Raw genomic sequence first — 19,664 nt, forward strand, 5'->3', positions numbered from 1 at the left:
TCCTTCTTTTTTGGCTTCAAGTAAAAATGAAACCGAAACTGTGGACCCGAGAGGACTCGAACCCCCCACCTCCTCGGTGCAAACGAGGCGCTCTACCAGATGAGCTACGGGCCCAAAACATATATACTATCTTCTTTACAACTAAAAATATATACTGTTTTTCTCACAATATCAAGAGCTCTCATTCTTTACAAGCTATATTGAAAAAATATAAGTATTAAATTTTTTTCTCACGTCGTACAATATTCAAAATAAGAGCTATTATTATAATACCCACAAGAAGAATCGAGGCAGGTAATATCCAAACATTCCGCTCCAAAAATCTATTTTCAAGGCTATCACATTCATCACCAATAGTATCCCTATCCGAATCTACTTGAGCACGATTGGGAATATCTCGACAATTATCTTCAGCATTTATGACACCGTCTTTATCGAAATCTTCACAAGCATCTCCCAAATAATTATTATTCACATCTTTTTGGTCTGCATTTGAAACATTCACACAATTATCTTTCTCATCTTCAATACCATCACGATCAAAATCAGCTTTTTCATATAAGATATTCTTTGATTTCACTCCAATAGTATTGAGTGACAAAAAGTCATTCCCCTTCAAAAAAGGCATTTCTTTTGTATAAGGCGCTATATTTCTATCTGCGTCCACAAAAATACGATATTCTCGATTAGGTTGAGCAAGAAATCGAACATTTTCTTTTTGTATTATTTGGACCTCCTCAAAATAAGGATTGATTTCTGTAAGGCGAAGAGGTTGTGCGTGTCTCATAGTAATAAAGAATGTCTGCGCTTTTGTCGGTGGAAATGGTGTTATTCGAGATTCTAATTTTTTCTCTGCTACTATAATTTTTTCTTCTCCATTTATTTGAGCTGTTATCTTAATCGTTTCAGGCAAAGCCACGTAGCGATCTAAGTGTAAGGCAAATGAACTTATAAGAGTCGGCTCCAAAAATTGTATCGCCACCTTACTCTGAGCTATTTCCCCATCCCCGTCTATAGGAAACTCTTCATATCTATCATAACGATTATCACTCAAATAAGATTTTGATATTCCATCTTTTTGAACCTCAAATCCTTTTTTATTTTCATTTATACGTGTAAACAGAGACGATCCTTCTCGAATCATTTCTTTATTAGCATCCAAAGAAAAAACAGCAATCTCTCTAGATGCCTGCGTATCTACTTCCACAGGGACTTGCACTATAGTAGGAACTGAAATATTGATCGATGGAATAATATACATCGAACGAAATGCCGAAATCGTCTCCTTATCAGATTCTTTAGCATCTTCAGCACGAACACTATATGAAAATCCTCCCCCCGAAAAAACAAAAAACAAAAGTAAAAAACTCCAATTCTTCATCGCAAAACCTTGAGAAAATTTCATATTTTTATAGTAAAGAATATTACTTTATTTTGAAAAAATTATACGCTCAAATCTTTTTTCTTTGATTTGTGCATAGAAGCTCCGATAAGAATCAATCCTATAATAAATGAAGTGATAATTCGTGCGACCATTTCCATTTCCCAAAATTCAATAACAAAAAATCTCAATAAAACTCCAATAATAATAGCCATTCCAAACTTAGCTATATATTTTTTATCATTAGATTCTACTGCTCCATAGAGAATACCACCAATCACAGCAAAAAGAATAAGTGATGCCATGCTGGCGAAATGATAATTCGGAATAATTATATGAAGCGAGAACCATATAAAAAACATCGTGTAAAAAACAAACATACTCGCATGAATCAATACCAAAATCCTTGATTCTTTATTCTCCCAAGAAAAAGATCGATAAAATGTTACCGCTACTGAAGCAAATAGCATCGCAAACAAACCAAATACGAACATTGATTTTGTGGGAAATTCTTTGCAGTAAGAAGGAATGGTTGGTGCGATTTCTTTATAGCCGTAACCGTCATCATACAAATCGATTGAATTCCTAGAAAGTTCCCATTCATCCATCCGTTGATCGTAATAACGGCATTCTATATACCGAGAAATTTTATAAGCATCTTCTTGAAAAGATAGTGCTACGGGCCACATAAGAAGAATCGTAGGGATAACAATAAGTTTTTTATCAATTTTTTCACCAAAAACCATAGCGCTAACAATTGTTAAACCTACCAATTCAAAAGCAAGTACCAAAGTAAACATCGACCCTGAAAGAAATTCACCTGTCGCTCCTATCAAAAGCGCCAAAGAAATAGCTCCGTACATAAATGTGGGAACTGCTATGTGTGTCAAACGATAGACCCCGTAAGAAGTTATGACATATATAAAAGCTCCTAATATATAAGCAAGTCCTACAAAATCTTCTGGAACTACCAATTGCATCCAAAAAAAGAAAGCAATACCCGTAAGAAATGCTACAACATAATCACTTATTTCTATTTTCTCCGTTTTGATAATGGAAGAAAGATTTGAAACAAAGAATGTTACCAAAAGCAATATTACAAAAATAAAATTTGGTAATGAGGGTTCGATCTCAAAAGATGCGATACCGGAATATAATAAAACCCCTATAATCGAAATTACTATCATCATTCTCCATTTCAAAATAAAATCAAGCCAAATCGTTCCCAATGAAAGAAAAAAGAAATAAACAAAAAGCACCTCTAAATCAATATAATTATAGACAAAAGCAGGTGCAATAAAACCAAGTATAGAAGCGGATATCGCTAATTCTTTTATCTTAAAAACAGCAGAAAGAGATGAAATATAGATAACTACCAAAAACATTACCAACAAAGCTGTGATCGATCCATAAAATTCATATAAAGCCATTCCAGAGAAAATAGAAATATAAAAAGAAATCGCACCCCCCAAAAGAAAAGCAACACCTTGTTTCAAAACTTTTTGAAGACGATAAGTTCCGAAAAGAATAAGTGCGAAGCCAAACATCACTCCAAGAAAAACTCTCCCAACAGGCCCTATCCAAGCATTCACAAATGCATAGGTAACCAGCCAAATAATCGAAAGTACGAGAAGACTTACTCCAATTTTTATAAGCCAGTTTCCTTGTGAAAACTGATTCTCCAGAAAACCATATTGTATTTTTTGGTTATTCACGTGAGAGGAATCCGAAAGCACTTCAACGCTTTCATTTAAGACAGGCTCTATTTTTTTCTCTTCAGAGAGAGATGTTTCGTTTTTTATTTCCACAAAAGGATCATTTTTCAATAGCTCTTTCGTAGAAAATTCTTGAGACTTCAATATCTGCTCTATTGTATTCAAACGTTTATTCGTTTTATTGATAAAAGCAAGGAAGAGTACTATCCCAACAAGAACTATGAGAATAATGAATGACATACACTATTATTTAAATATAAAATACAATTTTATGATATACTAAAATAAAGAAAATAACTATACGTGAATAACTTTTTTATTCTTTAAATATTTATAAAATTATGCTTTCTTCAAAAAAAATATTTATCATTTCCATTACTGTATTTTTCCTATTTACAGCATTTTCTGGGATTATGTATTATTACAGCGTCCGCGATGAATCAACCAAAAATTCTCTAACCTCTGAAGATAATTCAAAACAAATGAGTCAGGAAAAAGAAAATGAAATCATTCCTGAACCAAAAGAAAATCTTTCTAATAACATAAATGAAAATCAAATACCACCTATTCCATTAGACAATGCTTGCGAAACGCTTCTTGTGCACGAGTCCCTCATTGAAAGAGAAAAACTTCTTCTTATGATTCGAAATGATTTATCTTCCGGAGGAAAAGCGAAATATATAGCTCAAACCTATCAAGGAAATGAACCTCTTGATGAAGATGCTTGTGCTATATACATAGCGTTCCTTCTTGATAAACAAGACTCTTGTCTCGCCGATGCTCCTCGAGAAGCCAGACCACATACTCTAAACAAAGATACGAAATGCGAAATGCGTTATGAAACACTCGAACAAAATATAGAAACAGCTCTCCAACAAATGTTTGGTTTTTCTGAAATATACCCAAAAATAACTATCCTTAATGTTTTTGAGTGGCTTTCTTTTTAAAAAGTTATATTTCTATTGTAACTTTACAAAAACACTCCTTTTACAAAAAGGAGTTATTATCAATTTAGAGCATTCATCCCCTCTTTTTTTAATTTTTCATTCCCAGACTTTTTTCTGTTTTTATTTTCGGAAAAGTCGTTCAATATTTTTTTTCATAAGAGCGATAACGCAATCCATATCATCATCCTCGGAAAGTTTATTTCGTGATTGGTACTCACACAGAATACAACGGTGTATAACGAAATTTTCTCCTTTTTTCTGAAAAATATCCACAGGCTCCATCATTCCTTCACATGATTCCAGACGATCGCCTGGATATATGTCCACATGACATCCCCACAAACATTTTGAACAATGATTCGTGTACCCATTCCCACGAACAAAGAATCCACAATGTTTACAAGTAAAATCTTCCTTATTTCGTTTAAATTTTTTACTTTCCATAAAGGTCATCATTCTTCTTTTTATTTACCACAAGCTGTCCACACGCTGCCGCTATATCTTGGCCCATCGATTTTCGAACAGTAGCCACAACACCTCTTTGTCTTAGATATTCACGAAAATTCTCAATTCTTTGACTAGGCTGAAAATTAGTGTCAGTAGCATTGTAAGGAATAAGATTAACTCGAACTTTCCCTAACTTTCTAGAAAAATGTAGAAGTTTTTCAGCATATATTTCTGTATCATTTACTCCCCCAAGAAGAACATATTCAAATGTTAAATGTCGTCTTCTTTGATCATATACTTCGAAATATCGTTTTGCCCACAGAGAAAGTTTTTTCAAAAATCCCTCATAAGAAGAAGGCATGAGTAAATTTCTCATTTTCTCATCCGCACTATGCAGAGAAACCGCAAGACGAACATTTGGCCACGTTTTATCTGTAAGAATTTTTTCAAGCATAGGCAAGAGTCCTACAGTAGAAACAGTAATTCTTGTAGCTCCAATATCTGCATAAGAAAGAAACATATCGATCGAACGTTTTACCGATTTATAATTAGCAAGAGGCTCACCCATGCCCATAAAAACAATATTTGTTATCTTTCCTTCCAATTTTTTTTCATCACAATATTTTTTCCAAAAACGATATTGATCAACGATCTCATCTTCATTTAAGTTTCGAATAAATCCCATGGAACCAGTAGCGCAGAATGAGCATTTCATAGCACAACCAACTTGAGAAGAAACACATATAGTCCAATGACCTCGAGCATTTTTCATCAAAACCGTTTCTATTTTTGCTCCGTCAAAGATAGAAGAAAGGATTGCTTTATGTGTATCACCCCTTTCTCCTGAAAATATCTTATTAGTATCCCACAATAACCAAGTTAACTTTTCTTGCATCAATATTCGAATATCTTTAGGGAAAACGGTTATTTCATCAAAATTTTTCAAATTCTGTGAAAATAAAGCTTCAAAAAATTGCTTTTCTCGAAAAGACTTTTTCTCGGGCCAAATTTTTTCTAGTAATTGAATCCTGTTTTCCATAAAAATATTTTCTATTCTTCAACCAAAATGCCACAGATTAAGAAAAAAATAAAGTCTTTATTCTTTTCAAAGAAAAAAGAGCTGAAAAAAAATCAACTCTTTTTAAAAAAACGATGACTTGGATTTATTCGTAACTTTCCATAAAAGTACGAAATTTCTCCAATTCATACCGAGCAATCTTATCGAAATTATTGCATTTAGAAGCAAAAGGTGCCTCTTCGAGAGAGGTTACTACTATACCCAGACCGCGATCGTCTCTCCCGGCTGAAATAATAGGATTATTCTCTCTACTAAGAGTTACCTTAGAAAGAAACATCGGCATTTCTTCTATAATTTTTCGCAGTTGGAAAACCTCCTCTGGAAATCCCCCTTCTACAAAAATAGAGCAATTCCCATAAATATTCCATTTTTCAACAACTTGACGAGCTACATAAGCATAGAGAGGTTCTCCTCCAGCAAGAGCTCTCCCCTGAAATTCATCCGATCCAGAATGAGAAGTTCGACAGAGAACCATTATTCCTTTTTCTCTTCTTTCAAGGATTGCATTGAGAGATTTCATTCCCAAGTAAGGATTCACAGTGATAGCATCCACTCCCAAAACATCAAATGCATAATGTCCGAAGTTAGTAACTGCTCTAGGAGAGTTATTTAGACGAGCATCCAAAATAATTGGAACGTTTGGGGCCAAAGAATGAATATTTCTCACCGTTTGAAGAAGTGCTTCAATACCCTGAACTCCCCATATTTGATAGAAAATAACATCGAGTTTATATGCGCACACAAGGTCTTTCGTTGCTTGTATGATTTTTCGATTAAATGCTTCTACAACATTCGTAACGAAAAATGGCTGAAACTCTTGATATCTATCTTTCACACAACGAGGAATCCGGTACAAATCGCCATCAAGCTCCACGCAAATGAATTTACCTTGAAACCATTGAGCTTCCAACATTTATTTCGCGAAAATTACGATTCATTTTTCTCTCCACTGAAAGTTATTCTTAAAAAAGTACCCTATAAAATGTCTTGCATTTCATATCCAAGAAATCCTATCAGAAAGAAAAAGAAAAATCAAAAAAACAGCGACATTTCTTTTTAAGAAACACCGCTAAAAAATAAGAAAGCTAAGATAACACCGTTATGTCTAATAAGTTTTATTAATGAGAGAAGGTGTATGCACTACCATATTAGCCACAAAACTCATGGTAGTGTAGAACATTAAGGAAGTTATGATTGTTGGATTCCAATACCAATAATATGTATCCACGATATTCTCCTTTGCTTCATTTGAAGCTTTTTAGAACGGTTAAATGAACCCTCTTTCCTGCAAATCGAGTATATAACACAATTCTTATAAAAGAAAATAAAGTGTTTTAAAAAATGGACTTATTTACAAACCCCCACCTTCACAAGGGAAACAAGAGAGAAAGGATTCATTCTCTCCCCTCCTACCCTCCCGTCCAAGCAAAGATTTCTTTGAAGTTCTTTATGATGAGTTCTACAACAGATTCTTTTGTTTGTGGTGTAAGGGTGATGTAGTCTTTGGTTATGGTTTCATTCCCACTCAGATCTTTTACTATGACTTTGTAAGAGTAGAGAGTTCCTGGTTTCCAAGAGGTGAGTACAATGATGTGATTCTTTGTTGGGGAAGAACTTACATTCACTGTTTTTTCTTCTCCTGCTCTTCCTTCTTTGTAGATGAGGGAGGAAGAAGCATCTTCATCTGTTTGCCAGTTAATAATCATTTGTACTTTTCCGTTTTGTGAAAGAGCGGAGTCGGTAGAGACTCTTTCTACTGTAGGAGAAGTTTCATCTTTTTGCATAGTGAATTCTATCTCATCAGAGAGAGTTTCATTTCCCATATCATCTCTGACTCGTACAGTAAGAACGTAGTTTTCTCCAGGAGTGAGTTCTTTGAGGGTGAGGGAGTGAGTTTGGAGGAGGGAGGGATTTCCTTCACTCTTTTGATCTTCTTCTTTGTTTTTGTTTTTGTAGGTTACAAGAGAGTCGGTAAGAGTATCAGTAAGGAAGTTTACTTTTGCTTCTCTGTCTGAAAGAACTTCTATCTTGATTTCTTTGATTTGTGGTGGAGACTTTGGTTCAAAGGTAGAGTCGGAAGAAGAGAAGAGATTTTTTGATTCATCTTCTCCTTTTACTCGGAAGTGGTAGGTAGAGTTTTCTAAAAGATTGTTTATGATAATTTCATGATCTTTTTTGAGTTCTTCACTTTTTCTTGTTTGTCCATAGTTTTCTGTGTTTCCATATTCAACAATAGAGGTAGTGGGAGTGGAAGTTTTCCATGTGATAGTTGTTTCCCCTATTTGTTTGGAAGAAGCTTTAATGGAAGAGATGGAAGAAGGAGATTGCGTTTGGAAGGTTTGTTGGGAGGAGGTGCCTATGTTTCCGGCGGTGTCGTAGGAAAGTGCAGAATAATAGTATTTTGTAGATGGGATGAGACCTCGTAGGGTTACGCTATGCGCTGTGGAAAATTTAGTAGGATTTTTATTTACCAAATCATCTCCCGCCATATTTCCATACTCTTTTACACTCCCATAACTCACCAAACTATTCCCCACTTCATCCGTCTCCCAACTGACGACTGCACTCTCTCCTGTAATGTCTTTGACTTTGACTCCTGAGATAGAGGGAGGAGTAGATTCTGCTTGTTCACTTCCACTGTCTACTTGTTTGAGTTTTGTTGTGAAGCTTTTTTCTTCACTCTCTATGAGGGTTCCAAGATTATCTTCACAAAGAAGTTTGTAGAAGTAGGTTGTGTTAAAGATGAGTCCTCCAAGATGCAGGGAATGGAGTGTGTCATAGATTCCTGTCGCTTCTGTTTGAGGAACTTCTTGGTAGTTTCTTGATTGGGTTCCATATTCAAGGATGCAGTTTGCTGCTTGATCCGTCTGGAAGGTTATGACTGCTTTTTGATCAGTGAGTACTTTAGGAGGATCACTGATAGTATGAATCTTTGAAAGAGGTGCATGATTGTATTCTGGATCTAAGGTTGTTTTCATTGTTTGTATATCACTCTGTGATTCGTTTTGATTGATATCTTTAACACTCACTTGATATTCATACTCTGTATCAGGAGTAAGAGTATCGAGTACCCTGTAGTGAGATCTATCGTATGTTGTTCCTTGTTCTGTTTGTGTGAAGGTAAGGCTTCCTTTTTTTCTGTACTGAAGGAGGAAGGATGCTTCTTCATCTGTGTTTGCTGTAATAACTGCTTTGTCATTTGAGATAAGAGATGTTTGAAGATTCGTTATGGTAGGAGGTGTTTCGTCGAGTGTTGTAGAGAATTGAAAATAGTTTCCTCCATTATTGTCATTGGCAATGTTTCCTTGTGAGTCGGTGGAGGTAACGTAGAAATAGTAGGTGGTTCCTTGAGTAAGAGCATCTAAGGTTACTTGATGATTTTTTGTAAGAACACTTGATCCGGAGAGAGTGATAGGATCGATAAGAGATCCATTCTTGTTTTCACTGTAATGGAGTACAGAGTCTGCAGGGACATTCGTATTCCAGAATATGGTTGCTTGTGTGTTAGAAGCACTTGATACCGCTACACCACTGATAGAAGGTCCAGGATTCGTTGTGACTTCATATCCATTGCCATTATTGTCATTGACTCCGGTATTGCCTTGAGGATCAGTAGAGGCAACTCTAAAGAAGTAGGGAGTGTTTGGTGTGAGGTTGGTAAGAGTGACTCTATGAAGTCCTGATTGTGCTTGGGTGTCAGCATAGGTAGAGACTCCTGTTTGTTTGGTATAGGTGTTGGGAGTGGTTGCATATTCTACACGAGAGTCAGAGAGTTCATCTGTTTCCCATGTGATAGTTACGGTTGTGGTGTCTTTAGATTCTACGGTTACGTTTTGTAGAACAGGAGGGGTTTGATCTGATCCTCCTCCACCTTCTCCGAAGTCTTGAATACCATTTGCTTTCATCGTAACGGTTTGTGAGAAGAAAGAAACATTTCCTGGTGTGTCTGTTGTCTTTGCTTTGTAGGTGTAGAGAATGTCTGGTTGTGGGGTAGCATCAGTAAGGAAGTTTGTTGTTCTTGAGGTTATGATATTTTGAAGCGTATAGGTAGTAGCGTCATCACTTCTATAGAGTTTGTAGTTTCCGAATCCTGTTGGAGGTTCTTCTATTGTTTTGAATCCTACGAAGGCTCGGTATTCTGGAGGGGTAAGAAGCATATTACTCGTATCTTGAGAAATGACTCGTGTAGGAGTTTCTGGAGTAGTTGTGTGTATGGTTTGTGTTTCATTCCCGTATTGATCTTTGAAGCGAGTATAGACAATGTCGGGATCAGTTTCGAGTTTTATTGTTACCGTTGCATTAAAAGGTTCCCAAGGAGAGTTGGTAAGGTTTTCGTCAAGAGAAATCTTCATCTGTGTTGGAGAGTCATCACTGACTCCAAGAGTAAGAACAGATGTGGTGGAGGGAATGGTGAGGTCTTGAGTGGAAGCATCAACAAGGAGGGAGGGATTGGTGGGAGTTTTTGTATCGAGGGTAAAGGTATTTGATTCAGCTCGTGCGATATTATTCGCTCCTTCATTGTCACTTACGGTTACACGGATTTTTGCATTGGTAAGATAGAAAGATTCACTTACGAGAGAAGGAGTCCAGGTAGCACTGTGTGTTGTGTACGTATCTTGATTCACTGTTTTGTTTTGTATATCTTCGGGAGCTAGAGTATTGGAAGCGATATTGATCCAACTACTTCCATTGTAGTATTCAAAGCTCGGAGTAACTATTCCTGGAGTATTGGTTCCGGTATTGGTATCTTCATCTTTTGTTTCGTACGTGATAGTTACTGTTTTATCAGTATTGGGAGTAGTGGTTACATTTTGAATCATAGGGAAAGCATTCACAACATAGCCTACTTTTACATCATCGACTTGAGGTTGAGAAAGAAGGTCAGGAGAAGAAAGATCTACTTTGTATTGAAAGAAGCGATCTTCAAAGATATCTTTCATATCTTGAGGGATAGCACTGGCTGTGCAACTTACCGTTGTATTGTTTTTTGTACAATGTGTAGTAAGAGAAGAGGGAGTAGATTGTGCTATTTGTATCCAGGGGGAAGAAGAAAGATTTCCTTTCGTTCCTGCAGTTTTGAGAGAAAGAGTTACTGAAGAACCTGTTGGGAGTATTTCATTTTCTTTCCATTCTATTGTTCCCATGACATTAGCATCACTACTGGAATCAAATGCTGAAGAGATAAGAGAACCAGCAAGGTATCCAGATTTAAGTGAACCTGCGCTTCCATCAGTTGCAGGTGCGGTAGCTCCTTTTGTTCCTCCGAGTGTTTGAATCGTTTGATTGGTAAATGTTTTGTTTTCATAGGCATAGGCGATTCTTCCTCCTCCCCCTCCTCCTCCACCACCTTGTCCCGCCCCACCATTGGCTTGAAGCTTTCCACCGTTTATGGTGAAGTTTTTTGCATAGAGTATGTTTATAGATCCTCCTGATCCTCCTCCACCATTGGTGAGTCCAGCGCTACCGTTACTGGATATGGTTCCATAGAGGTTGAGATTGTTATTCGTTCTGATTCGTATATCTCCTCCTCCTGTTCCTCCTGTAGACTTTCCTCCTCCACTTCCAAGATCTTCGGGAACAAAGTCATTTCCATAGGTGTTAGGGGAAGTTGCTCCATCACTACTATTTCCTCCTCTTCCTCCATATGTTCCTCCTGATCCATATCCAAGAGAGCCTGTTGTTCCTGCTCCTGTTCCAAGAGTAGGAGTGTAACCTTTCGTGTTGGTGTTTATGGATGCTCCTGTACCACTTACTCCATGAATAGTGAGATTGGTAGAAATGAGAGTTCCTGTTCCATTGGCTACTATGTGTGAGGTGTCAGTAGAAGAGTTAAGAGTTCCTATGGTTATGTCTCCTGTAGTGTTAAGAGTGGTTCCTGTAGGAATGGCAAGAAGTCCTTTGTTTTTTACAATGATGTTTCCAAGGGAGAGGGAGTTGTTGGTGAAGTTGTCTTGGGGGATGAGGGTTTGGACGGTAGCTGTTTGATTATTGTTGTCTATGGTGAGGGTTCCATTGTTGGAGCCTTGGGAGGCGGTTTGGGTGTAGATGGTTCCGGCTGCTGCTCCACTAGAACCTCCGTAGGCTTGCATCGTGACGGATCCGAAATCATTTCCAGAGGTGAGTTTTACGGCGATGCGACCACCTCCACTAAGTCTATTTCCATTTGATCTCACTGCTCCAGAACCAACAAATAAACTAGTATTAATATTTACACTTCCACCGGATCCTCCGTTATTATTTACAGGCTCTCCATTTGAAGAAACTAAACCATTTATTAAAGAATTCCCACTAACATTCAAAATGATAGCGCCTCCACCACCACCAGCAGGAGGATTATGGCTTCCAGATCCTAAATTTATAGGATTCAATATAGATCCGTATGTGGAACAAGAAGAAGTTGACTGACCCCCATAAGAACCAGTACTTGTACAATATCCTGGTCCAGATCCAATTCCATATCCCTTCCCATCCACATTAATCTGTCCTCCGGTTTGAACATCGAGATTACCATTAATTGTAAGGTTCATTTTGTATGCTTCCGTATTCGTGTTAGCGCTATGCGTCATATACCCTCCGGATTTTACCGTAATATCTCCATTGAGCGTATGAGGAAGATCTGCAATAAGCGCCCAGTTTTCAATAGTAAGAGACCCCTGAGGAAGATCAAAAATTCCTCCTCGAAGAGCGATACCACTTTCTATTGCGGAGACTCCAGAAAGTCCGGTTACAGAATCGGGATTATCAAGTATGAGAGTGGTCCCGGTAGGAACGCTGATTTTTCCTCTATTTTTTACGACTAGATTTTTAATGGTCCATGTTTGAGTGGAGGGGATAGCAGTGAAAACGGAAGAAGTTTGATTGTTATTATCAATCGTTACTGCTCCGTTTCCCGTGCCCTGACTTGCGGTTTCGGTGTAGATGGTGCCGGCAGCTGCACCATACGCTTGCATAACAACGGATCCGAAGTCATTTCCGGAAGTAAGTTTTACCGCAATTCGTCCACCACCAGAACGAGACATTGCAGTTGTCTTAATTGAACCTGATCCATTAAGAATATGAGTGATAATATTTACACCTCCTCCAGACCCTCTATAAGCATCAAAACTACTAGATGAAATAGTACCATTTAAGGTAGTTACTCCAAAAATATTCAAAATAACAGCACCTCCTCCACTATCAGATCCTAAATTTATAGGATTCATTATAGATCCGTATGTTAGACAGCTTACATTTTCACTTTGTCCTCCATAAGCACCCCTTTCACCACAATATCCTGGTCCATATCCTGTTCCATACCCTTTCCTATCTACATTAATCTGTCCTCCGGTTTGAACATCGAGATTACCATTAATTGTAAGGTTCATTTTGTATGCTTCCGTATTCGTGTTAGCGCTATGCGTCATATACCCTCCGGATTTTACCGTAATATCTCCATTGAGCGTATGAGGAAGATCTGCAATAAGCGCCCAGTTTTCAATAGTAAGAGACCCCTGAGGAAGATCAAAAATTCCTCCTCGAAGAGCGATACCACTTTCTATTGCGGAGACTCCAGAAAGTCCGGTTACAGAATCGGGATTATCAAGTATGAGAGTGGTCCCGGTAGGAACGCTGATTTTTCCTCTATTTTTTACGACTAGATTTTTAATGGTCCATGTTTGAGTGGAGGGGATAGCAGTGAAAACGGAAGAAGTTTGATTGTTATTATCAATCGTTACTGCTCCGTTTCCCGTGCCCTGACTTGCGGTTTCGGTGTAGATGGTGCCGGCAGCTGCACCATACGCTTGCATAACAACGGATCCGAAGTCATTTCCGGAAGTAAGTTTTACCGCAATTCGTCCACCACCAGAACGAGACATTGCAGTTGTCTTAATTGAACCTGATCCATTAAGAATATGAGTGATAATATTTACACCTCCTCCAGACCCTCTATAAGCATCAAAACTACTAGATGAAATAGTACCATTTAAGGTAGTTACTCCAAAAATATTCAAAATAACAGCACCTCCTCCACTATCAGATCCTAAATTTATAGGATTCATTATAGATCCGTATGTTAGACAGCTTACATTTTCACTTTGTCCTCCATAAGCACCCCTTTCACCACAATATCCTGGTCCATATCCTGTTCCATACCCTTTCCTATCTACATTAATCTGTCCTCCGGTTTGAACATCAAGATTCCCTCCTATGTCCATAAAAAGTCTATGCGTTTCTGCAGATGAGTTTGCAGTATGCGTAAGATAACCATTGTTGAGAATCGTAACATTTCCTGTAACATTCAATTTTTTGTTTGTATCATTTCCGTTGTACCCATTACTCATAGTAAGAGTAGAAGTTGATGCTCCTCCTCCAAGAGTAAGAGATTGTATAGTAATGGTTCCACCATTTACATCGAGTGTAGGTTGATTCGTTCCTGTGTAATTTATAACAACATCATCTGTGCTTGTAGGAACAGTTCCTGTATTCCAGTTCGTTACTGTAGTCCAAGCAGTGCTTGTTGTTCCTGTCCAGGTTACAGTGGAAGCATGAGAATTTTGGGGTATAGTAAACAATCCTAAAGTAAGGAATGCGAAGAAAAAAAAGATTCTTTTTTTATGTTTTTGAAACATTCTTTTTTTCTTTTTTTAAAGTTTAGTATTATTGGGTAAGTATACTAAGAAAAGAAAGCATTTACAAATACGAGAGGGGATCTTTTTTTGTTTTATGTATTAGGAATTTTTTGAAATGTTTTTTTCTGCGTCATCTCGATTGAAACGAAATTCCGATTTCGTGAAGTGAAGAGATCTCTTTTGATTTCTTGTGTCTTTTTTATTCGGAAATTCGGAGAGTTTTCCGCCAAAGGCGGACCGAGTCTCCACTCCTCGAAGACTCGTCGGTCGAAAGAATAGGAAAGGAAATTCGAGGAAGTTTCTCGATTCTTTGTCTCTCCATCATTATTATTTTCAACCCTATTCATCCATTCCCCTCTGTAGTCGACACTGTTCCATATTTCATTTTTATATTCCCATGAGAATCTATATTCTTCTTATAAAGACATCCTATTCCTATCTGCTTATCAGGACGCGTCGTTATTTCAGTCAGTCCAATTCTATGCTTATGATGCGGATTAGAACCTTCAGCGAGAGCAACATCATTATCTATCATACAAACACCCGGAATATATTCCTCCATTCGTTGTCCGCCTGAAATATTTTTTTTATGTCCATGCACCACGAGAGTAACGCCCATCCTTTTTAAAAGAGTAGAAATCTCTTCTCCATATTCTTTATAATATTGATCCTCCGTCAATCCACCCAGATGTTTCTCCGTGCTACCAAAATCACATGAATGAAGTGTTTCTTTTTTGTCTATTCCTAAAGGTCTTTCTTCTAAAAGAGTGGATACTATTTCCGAAAATCTTTGATTTACTACCCAATCAGAAGTTGCCACATCACCATTATTTTCTTCATATTGAACCAGAAGCTCCTGGAGGAGTTCTCGTGTTGGATATCCATGCAAAAATAAAATGGATCCTTTTTTATAAACAATTTCACAATTTTTTAAAAACTTTATCTCCTTTTTTTTAAGACATTTTTCTCCATCTGCACTCCTTAAAAGAAGATCAATCTCATGATTTCCAACAAGCACCGTCACTTCACAATGTTCTGGTGCGGTTTTCTTTAAATGTTTTAGAAAACGAAATGTTTCGCTTTCAGGTGAATCTTTATTTACATTATCCCCTGTAAATACTAAATGTATCCGAGAAATTCCCTTCTTCCATTCTCCATCAGAATCTAAAATTCCTCGCTGTTCTAATGTAGTACGAGCCGCCAAACAATCATTATGAATATCAGATATTACCCCAAACCGATCACAAGAAGGATCTTTTTCCCAGTCTCCACTCTCTGAAAGAAAATTGCCCAAAATTTTCTTTGGAGACAAAGTCATCTCCTCAAAATGAAACATACTCATATAGATTCTGTATTATATTCATAAGTTATTTCATACTATCATAATTATTCACATACTAGAAAATTTTAACTTATCATTCACTATCTAAAGCATAAATCTTTTGTTTATGCTTTTATAAAGTTTCTTTATCTCATCCCATCAAGAAACTCTTATTAATTTGCAATAAGAAATTTAAAAATTGTAGAAGAAAATGAAAATTGAAAAAAATTCCTCCTCCATAGAAAATTCCCCGCCTTCTCGTGAAAAATAAAAAATACCTTCTAAAATTTTTAAAAGGTATTTTTCCAAAAAATCTATTTCATTTTTCTTCGAATGTTATTTTCCCGAGAAGAAGGAGGGAAATCCCACATCATTATTTCAGGATATCCTGAATCCAAAGGATCTCCCCCTTTTGCAAGATATTCATTCCTTTTTCTAACGACATCCTTTTGCCCCTCTTCCAAAGCAAAATCTCTATCAAGAGAAAGAAGTGATTTCCTATGCCAAGAAATGACTCGTGGCTTTAAAAAGCTAAAAAACCAATAGTCATATCCGACAGCTTCAGAAAACCAATGATAAAGCCTATCAGGATGCGGGAGAAAGGAATGAAGAATAACCCAGAACATATCATTTTCCTCTTTTGACAAAAGAACAGGTGATGCATTCTAGGAAGAAAAGTAAAAAAAATCAAGTTGTGGCTCTCAAAAATCATTTTTTAATTTTTCTACAAACTCCACAGATTTCATAGAAGTATCAAATAATGCGAAAGAAACAATTCCTGTAACTGATCCACAGATCTCTCCAGGATTAATAATAGGAACGTGAGAGATTTTCTCATTCCTTTTTTTATGAGTATGTCCATGAAAAACCGCTTCGTATTTTCCTGAGCATGCTGCGTATTCTGCAATATCTGGATAGTGAGAAAGAAAATATTTTTTCCCCTCTTTTTCCCATTCAGAATATTCTCCATCTGCCATAGTTACAGAGCTTCCTTCTCGAAGAGATTCTCGAATGATTCTCGCTCGATCCCCCTCATTATTTCCAAAAATAGAAAAAACAGGAAGAGGTGACTGAGAAAGTTTTTTTATAGCAAAAGGACTCACGATATCTCCAAGGCATAAAATATATTCTACATCCTTCTGAGAAATTTCATTCATCGCCCAAGAAAGATAATCGAAGTGATCATGAATATCTGAAATAATCGCTATTATCATACATTTTATTTATCAAGAAAAAATCATCAACATTTTTTTATAAATTTCTCGAGTGGCTGAAACATCACTTTTACAATAGGTAAGTATTTCATTCACACGACCATTTCGATAATATTCAGGAACTTGAGAGCCGTGCATGAGTTTCTTAGGACTAGGAATATCAAGAGCGAGAGAAATTTTTTCAAGACTAGCATATTTTTTTCCCAACCCCCACCCCCATGCAGTATCGAAGACTCGAGAATCTTTTCCTGAAAGATCAAAGTTTTTTGAAGGGCGTACGCCATGAACAAGAGATCTTTGATGTAAAAAAAGGAGATCACTATCTACTATTTTATGTCCCACAACAAGATCAGCTTCCTGTACCAATTTCCAAAAAGACTCCAAAACTATTCGCTCATTAATATGTTCATCAAAAATAATTTTTATTTCCTGATCTCCAAATACATATCCGATACAAAGAATCCTTCCAAAAGCTCCGTCAACAGAAGTTAACTCAATAGCATCTTCCATTTCAGAATTATGCTTTCCTATACCCTGAAAAAATTCTCTTACTTGGGGCTCTTTTTCTTGCGAAACAGGAATCATTTCCATATCGAAAATGAGTGTTTTCTCGAACATTTCCTTATCCATAAAAATATATATTTTCAATTTTGATTATCCCCTTGTTTCATGATACCATAGGAAACGTTTTCCAACAGTATTATTTTAAAATATGAGAAAAATTATCCTCGATATAGAAACCAAAAATACTTTCCGCGATGTGGGAAGTAGTGATCCAAGAATGCTCGACATTTCCCTTCTTGTTGCGTATGATTCTCATACTGATACCTACTATAGTTATCTTGAGGATGAACTTACAGGCCTCTGGCGACTTCTTGAGGCGGCTGATATCGTTATTGGCTATAACAGTGATCACTTTGATCTTCCCCTTCTGAATAAATATTATCCCGGAAATATTTCAAGGATAAAAAGCTTAGATATTCTCAAAGAGATAGAGAAGTCTATCGGAAAGAAAGTACGTCTTGATTCCGTGGCTGATGCAACATTAGGAAAGAAAAAAAGTGGTAATGGCCTTGAGGCTATAGAATGGTGGAAAAATGGCGAAATCGAAAAAATCCGACGCTACTGCGAAGATGATGTTCGCATCACCAAAGAAATTTATGAATACGCCTTAAAAAATAAACACCTTAAATATCGTGATATAGAAGGAGCTCATTCATTTTCTGTAGATACATCCCTCTGGGAAAAGAAAGAAGAGACTTCTGTAAACTTTACTCTTCCCTTCTAAAAATATTGCTTTTTTCTTTTTTTCTCAGTATACTTTTCTCTTATCCGGAGGGTAATAGGACTGTTGCCAATGTAGCTCAGTTGGTAGAGCAACGCACTCGTAACGCGTAGGTCGCCGGTTCAAATCCGGCCATTGGCTCCAAGTATTTTCAAACGCAGAGAAATTATTTATATAAATTCTCGATAATTTATTCTGAAAATAGAAAAACGAAAATAAAAAAAATATTCTAAGATCAAAAAAAAGACACTCATTATGAGTGTCTTTTTTCTAAGAAATACTATTTCTTATTATTTTCCTGCGGAAGTAAGTTCCTTTTCAATAGTAGCTTTGAGTTTTTCATATTCAACTGCTCCATTAAAGAAAGAATCATTTATAAAAGTACCAGGAGTTCCATTGATACCAAAAGATTGCGCCTCCTTCATATTGGAAGAAATCTTTTGTGTATATTGATTTTCATCAACACATCGATTGAAATCTGCTACATTCAATTTCAAAGTACCTGCATATCTTTTGAAAATAGCAAGTCCTTCTATTTCTCCCCAATCCTTTTGATTAGCAAAAAGATAATCAGCATATACTAAGAATTTTCCTTGTTCATTAGCACATTCTGATGCCAATGCAGCATTCTGAGCTTGCTGATGAAAGTCGAGAGGTAAATGTTTATATACAAGTCGAACTTTACCGTTATATTCTTTCAAGATTTTTGACATCGAAGTGTGAAGCACCTGGCAATAAGGACATTGAAAATCTGAGAATTCAATAATAGTAACTGGACCTGATCCAACAACGATATCATTTTCTCCAACCTCAGGAAGTTTCAAATATTTTCCAACCGGAACGCCTAATTGAGCGATATCAAGAGAGAAAGAAGATTTGTCTTCTTTCGGAATAAAAAGCTGAGCCGCTTGCAAATAAAAATCGGTCTTAGCCACGCTAGTATCAAAAACGAAAGCAGGAAGTGCGGTAATTTTTGACTCTTCAATGAGTTTTTTTCCTTCATTTGAAGTCACATCTACTTCACTAGCAAGCATAGTTGGAATATAGCGTCTCAAGAAAAGAAGTGCCTGACTCGGATCACATTCTTCACAATCTTTATCCACAAGAACAGAGACTTTTGTTATAGGCTCTTCGAAACTCACCCACGTTTTATTGTTTAAAGAAAATATATCAGTAGATTCTAAAGTCTGACTTGAAATACCTTTTCCTGTAACCAATTGAGCAATATCTACAAAAAGACTTCCTGCGAAAAGGCCTCCTACGATAATTAACACGGAAATAAGTGTTTTCATTTTATCAGAAGTTTCTCCACCTTTTTTCTCTTCTTCGTTAAGAGACTCTTCGTCTTTCTCTTCAATTTCCTTCTCGGCTTCATCGTCATTTTTCATTTCTTCATCATTCTCTTTATCCTCTTCATCAAAAAAATCTTCCTGCTCTTTTTCTGACTTCTTATCATTTTTACTTGTTTTCATAAAATCATCTTCAAAAAGATCTTTTTCTTCTTCTGTTGCAGTTTCAATTTTCTCTTGCTCTTTCATTTTCACATCTTCTGTCCCGGTTTCAACTTTTTCTCGTTCCTGTGGTTTCACCGTTTCAGTCTTATAGTATTTTCTTTTCGATCCTTTCGACATATTCGTATCGTTAAATTAGCGCGCACCATTTTAAAG

Annotated in this window: 13 protein-coding genes and 2 tRNA genes; 3 read left to right on the forward strand and 12 right to left on the reverse strand. The window is 36.7% G+C overall.

Annotation, left to right across the window (positions count from 1 at the left end; all coding sequences use genetic code 11):
* Positions 1-41 precede the first annotated feature (41 nt).
* From IPN70_00655 to IPN70_00665, 3 genes are all read right to left on the reverse strand, one after another.
* Positions 42-114, reverse strand: a tRNA-Ala gene (locus IPN70_00655).
* 103 nt (positions 115-217) lie between these two features.
* Complete coding sequence (locus IPN70_00660; GenBank protein QQS61434.1) at positions 218-1,405, reverse strand: thrombospondin type 3 repeat-containing protein; 1,188 nt, start codon at positions 1,403-1,405, stop codon at positions 218-220.
* Positions 1,406-1,443: 38 nt separating this feature from the next.
* Positions 1,444-3,336, reverse strand: a complete 1,893-nt coding sequence (locus tag IPN70_00665) for a DUF2339 domain-containing protein (GenBank protein ID QQS61435.1) — start codon at positions 3,334-3,336, stop codon at positions 1,444-1,446.
* A 101-nt stretch (positions 3,337-3,437) separates the two neighbouring features.
* Here IPN70_00665 and IPN70_00670 point away from each other — a divergent pair, with 101 nt between their 5' ends.
* Positions 3,438-4,043: a hypothetical protein gene (locus IPN70_00670; protein ID QQS61436.1), complete on the forward strand. Its 606-nt coding sequence runs from the start codon at positions 3,438-3,440 to the stop codon at positions 4,041-4,043.
* 120 nt (positions 4,044-4,163) lie between these two features.
* Here IPN70_00670 and IPN70_00675 read toward each other — a convergent pair whose 3' ends face one another.
* From IPN70_00675 to IPN70_00710, 8 genes are all read right to left on the reverse strand, one after another.
* The gene (locus IPN70_00675) at positions 4,164-4,487 is read right to left on the reverse strand and encodes an RNHCP domain-containing protein (protein QQS61437.1); all 324 of its coding nucleotides are present in this window, start codon (positions 4,485-4,487) and stop codon (positions 4,164-4,166) included.
* Complete coding sequence (locus IPN70_00680; GenBank protein QQS61438.1) at positions 4,477-5,529, reverse strand: 23S rRNA (adenine(2503)-C(2))-methyltransferase RlmN; 1,053 nt, start codon at positions 5,527-5,529, stop codon at positions 4,477-4,479. The genes IPN70_00675 and IPN70_00680 overlap by 11 nt, the downstream gene beginning before the upstream one ends.
* Positions 5,530-5,653: 124 nt before the next feature.
* Positions 5,654-6,481, reverse strand: a complete 828-nt coding sequence (gene pyrF / locus IPN70_00685; GenBank protein ID QQS61439.1) for an orotidine-5'-phosphate decarboxylase — start codon at positions 6,479-6,481, stop codon at positions 5,654-5,656.
* 496 nt (positions 6,482-6,977) lie between these two features.
* Positions 6,978-14,177, reverse strand: coding sequence for a fibronectin type III domain-containing protein (locus tag IPN70_00690; GenBank protein QQS61440.1), 7,200 nt, complete (start codon positions 14,175-14,177; stop codon positions 6,978-6,980).
* A 343-nt stretch (positions 14,178-14,520) separates the two neighbouring features.
* On the reverse strand, positions 14,521-15,513 hold the full coding sequence (locus IPN70_00695; protein QQS61441.1) for a metallophosphoesterase: 993 nt from the start codon (positions 15,511-15,513) through the stop codon (positions 14,521-14,523).
* A 299-nt stretch (positions 15,514-15,812) separates the two neighbouring features.
* Positions 15,813-16,124: a hypothetical protein gene (locus IPN70_00700; protein QQS61442.1), complete on the reverse strand. Its 312-nt coding sequence runs from the start codon at positions 16,122-16,124 to the stop codon at positions 15,813-15,815.
* 75 nt (positions 16,125-16,199) lie between these two features.
* Positions 16,200-16,712, reverse strand: a complete 513-nt coding sequence (locus IPN70_00705; protein ID QQS61443.1) for a YfcE family phosphodiesterase — start codon at positions 16,710-16,712, stop codon at positions 16,200-16,202.
* A gap of 12 nt (positions 16,713-16,724) precedes the next feature.
* Positions 16,725-17,342 carry a hypothetical protein gene (locus IPN70_00710; protein QQS61444.1) on the reverse strand — a complete coding sequence of 206 codons (618 nt, stop codon included), beginning with the start codon at positions 17,340-17,342 and terminating at the stop codon, positions 16,725-16,727.
* A gap of 82 nt (positions 17,343-17,424) precedes the next feature.
* On the opposite strand from IPN70_00710, the gene IPN70_00715 reads away from it, so the two are divergent.
* The gene (locus IPN70_00715; GenBank protein ID QQS61445.1) at positions 17,425-18,000 is read left to right on the forward strand and encodes a ribonuclease H-like domain-containing protein; all 576 of its coding nucleotides are present in this window, start codon (positions 17,425-17,427) and stop codon (positions 17,998-18,000) included.
* 65 nt (positions 18,001-18,065) lie between these two features.
* Positions 18,066-18,141, forward strand: a tRNA-Thr gene (locus tag IPN70_00720).
* 146 nt (positions 18,142-18,287) lie between these two features.
* Here the strand turns inward: IPN70_00720 and IPN70_00725 are convergent.
* Positions 18,288-19,628 carry a DsbA family protein gene (locus tag IPN70_00725; protein ID QQS61446.1) on the reverse strand — a complete coding sequence of 447 codons (1,341 nt, stop codon included), beginning with the start codon at positions 19,626-19,628 and terminating at the stop codon, positions 18,288-18,290.
* Positions 19,629-19,664: the final 36 nt, after the last annotated feature.

The organism is Candidatus Moraniibacteriota bacterium (genome assembly GCA_016699795.1).
Classification (GTDB): Bacteria; Patescibacteriota; Minisyncoccia; order Moranbacterales.

Excerpts from the sequence above, each read along its gene's own strand:
- IPN70_00700 (QQS61442.1), bottom strand. The coding sequence starts at position 16,124 with ATGTTCTGGGTTATTCTTCATTCCTTTCTCCCGCATCCTGATAGGCTT.
- IPN70_00690 (QQS61440.1), bottom strand. The coding sequence starts at position 14,177 with ATGTTTCAAAAACATAAAAAAAGAATCTTTTTTTTCTTCGCATTCCTT.
- IPN70_00710 (QQS61444.1), bottom strand. The coding sequence starts at position 17,342 with ATGGATAAGGAAATGTTCGAGAAAACACTCATTTTCGATATGGAAATG.
- IPN70_00675 (QQS61437.1), bottom strand. The coding sequence starts at position 4,487 with ATGGAAAGTAAAAAATTTAAACGAAATAAGGAAGATTTTACTTGTAAA.
- pyrF (QQS61439.1), bottom strand. The coding sequence starts at position 6,481 with ATGTTGGAAGCTCAATGGTTTCAAGGTAAATTCATTTGCGTGGAGCTT.
- IPN70_00660 (QQS61434.1), bottom strand. The coding sequence starts at position 1,405 with ATGAAATTTTCTCAAGGTTTTGCGATGAAGAATTGGAGTTTTTTACTT.
- IPN70_00665 (QQS61435.1), bottom strand. The coding sequence starts at position 3,336 with ATGTCATTCATTATTCTCATAGTTCTTGTTGGGATAGTACTCTTCCTT.
- IPN70_00695 (QQS61441.1), bottom strand. The coding sequence starts at position 15,513 with ATGTTTCATTTTGAGGAGATGACTTTGTCTCCAAAGAAAATTTTGGGC.
- IPN70_00705 (QQS61443.1), bottom strand. The coding sequence starts at position 16,712 with ATGATAATAGCGATTATTTCAGATATTCATGATCACTTCGATTATCTT.
- IPN70_00725 (QQS61446.1), bottom strand. The coding sequence starts at position 19,628 with ATGTCGAAAGGATCGAAAAGAAAATACTATAAGACTGAAACGGTGAAA.
- IPN70_00715 (QQS61445.1), top strand. The coding sequence starts at position 17,425 with ATGAGAAAAATTATCCTCGATATAGAAACCAAAAATACTTTCCGCGAT.
- IPN70_00680 (QQS61438.1), bottom strand. The coding sequence starts at position 5,529 with ATGGAAAACAGGATTCAATTACTAGAAAAAATTTGGCCCGAGAAAAAG.
- IPN70_00670 (QQS61436.1), top strand. The coding sequence starts at position 3,438 with ATGCTTTCTTCAAAAAAAATATTTATCATTTCCATTACTGTATTTTTC.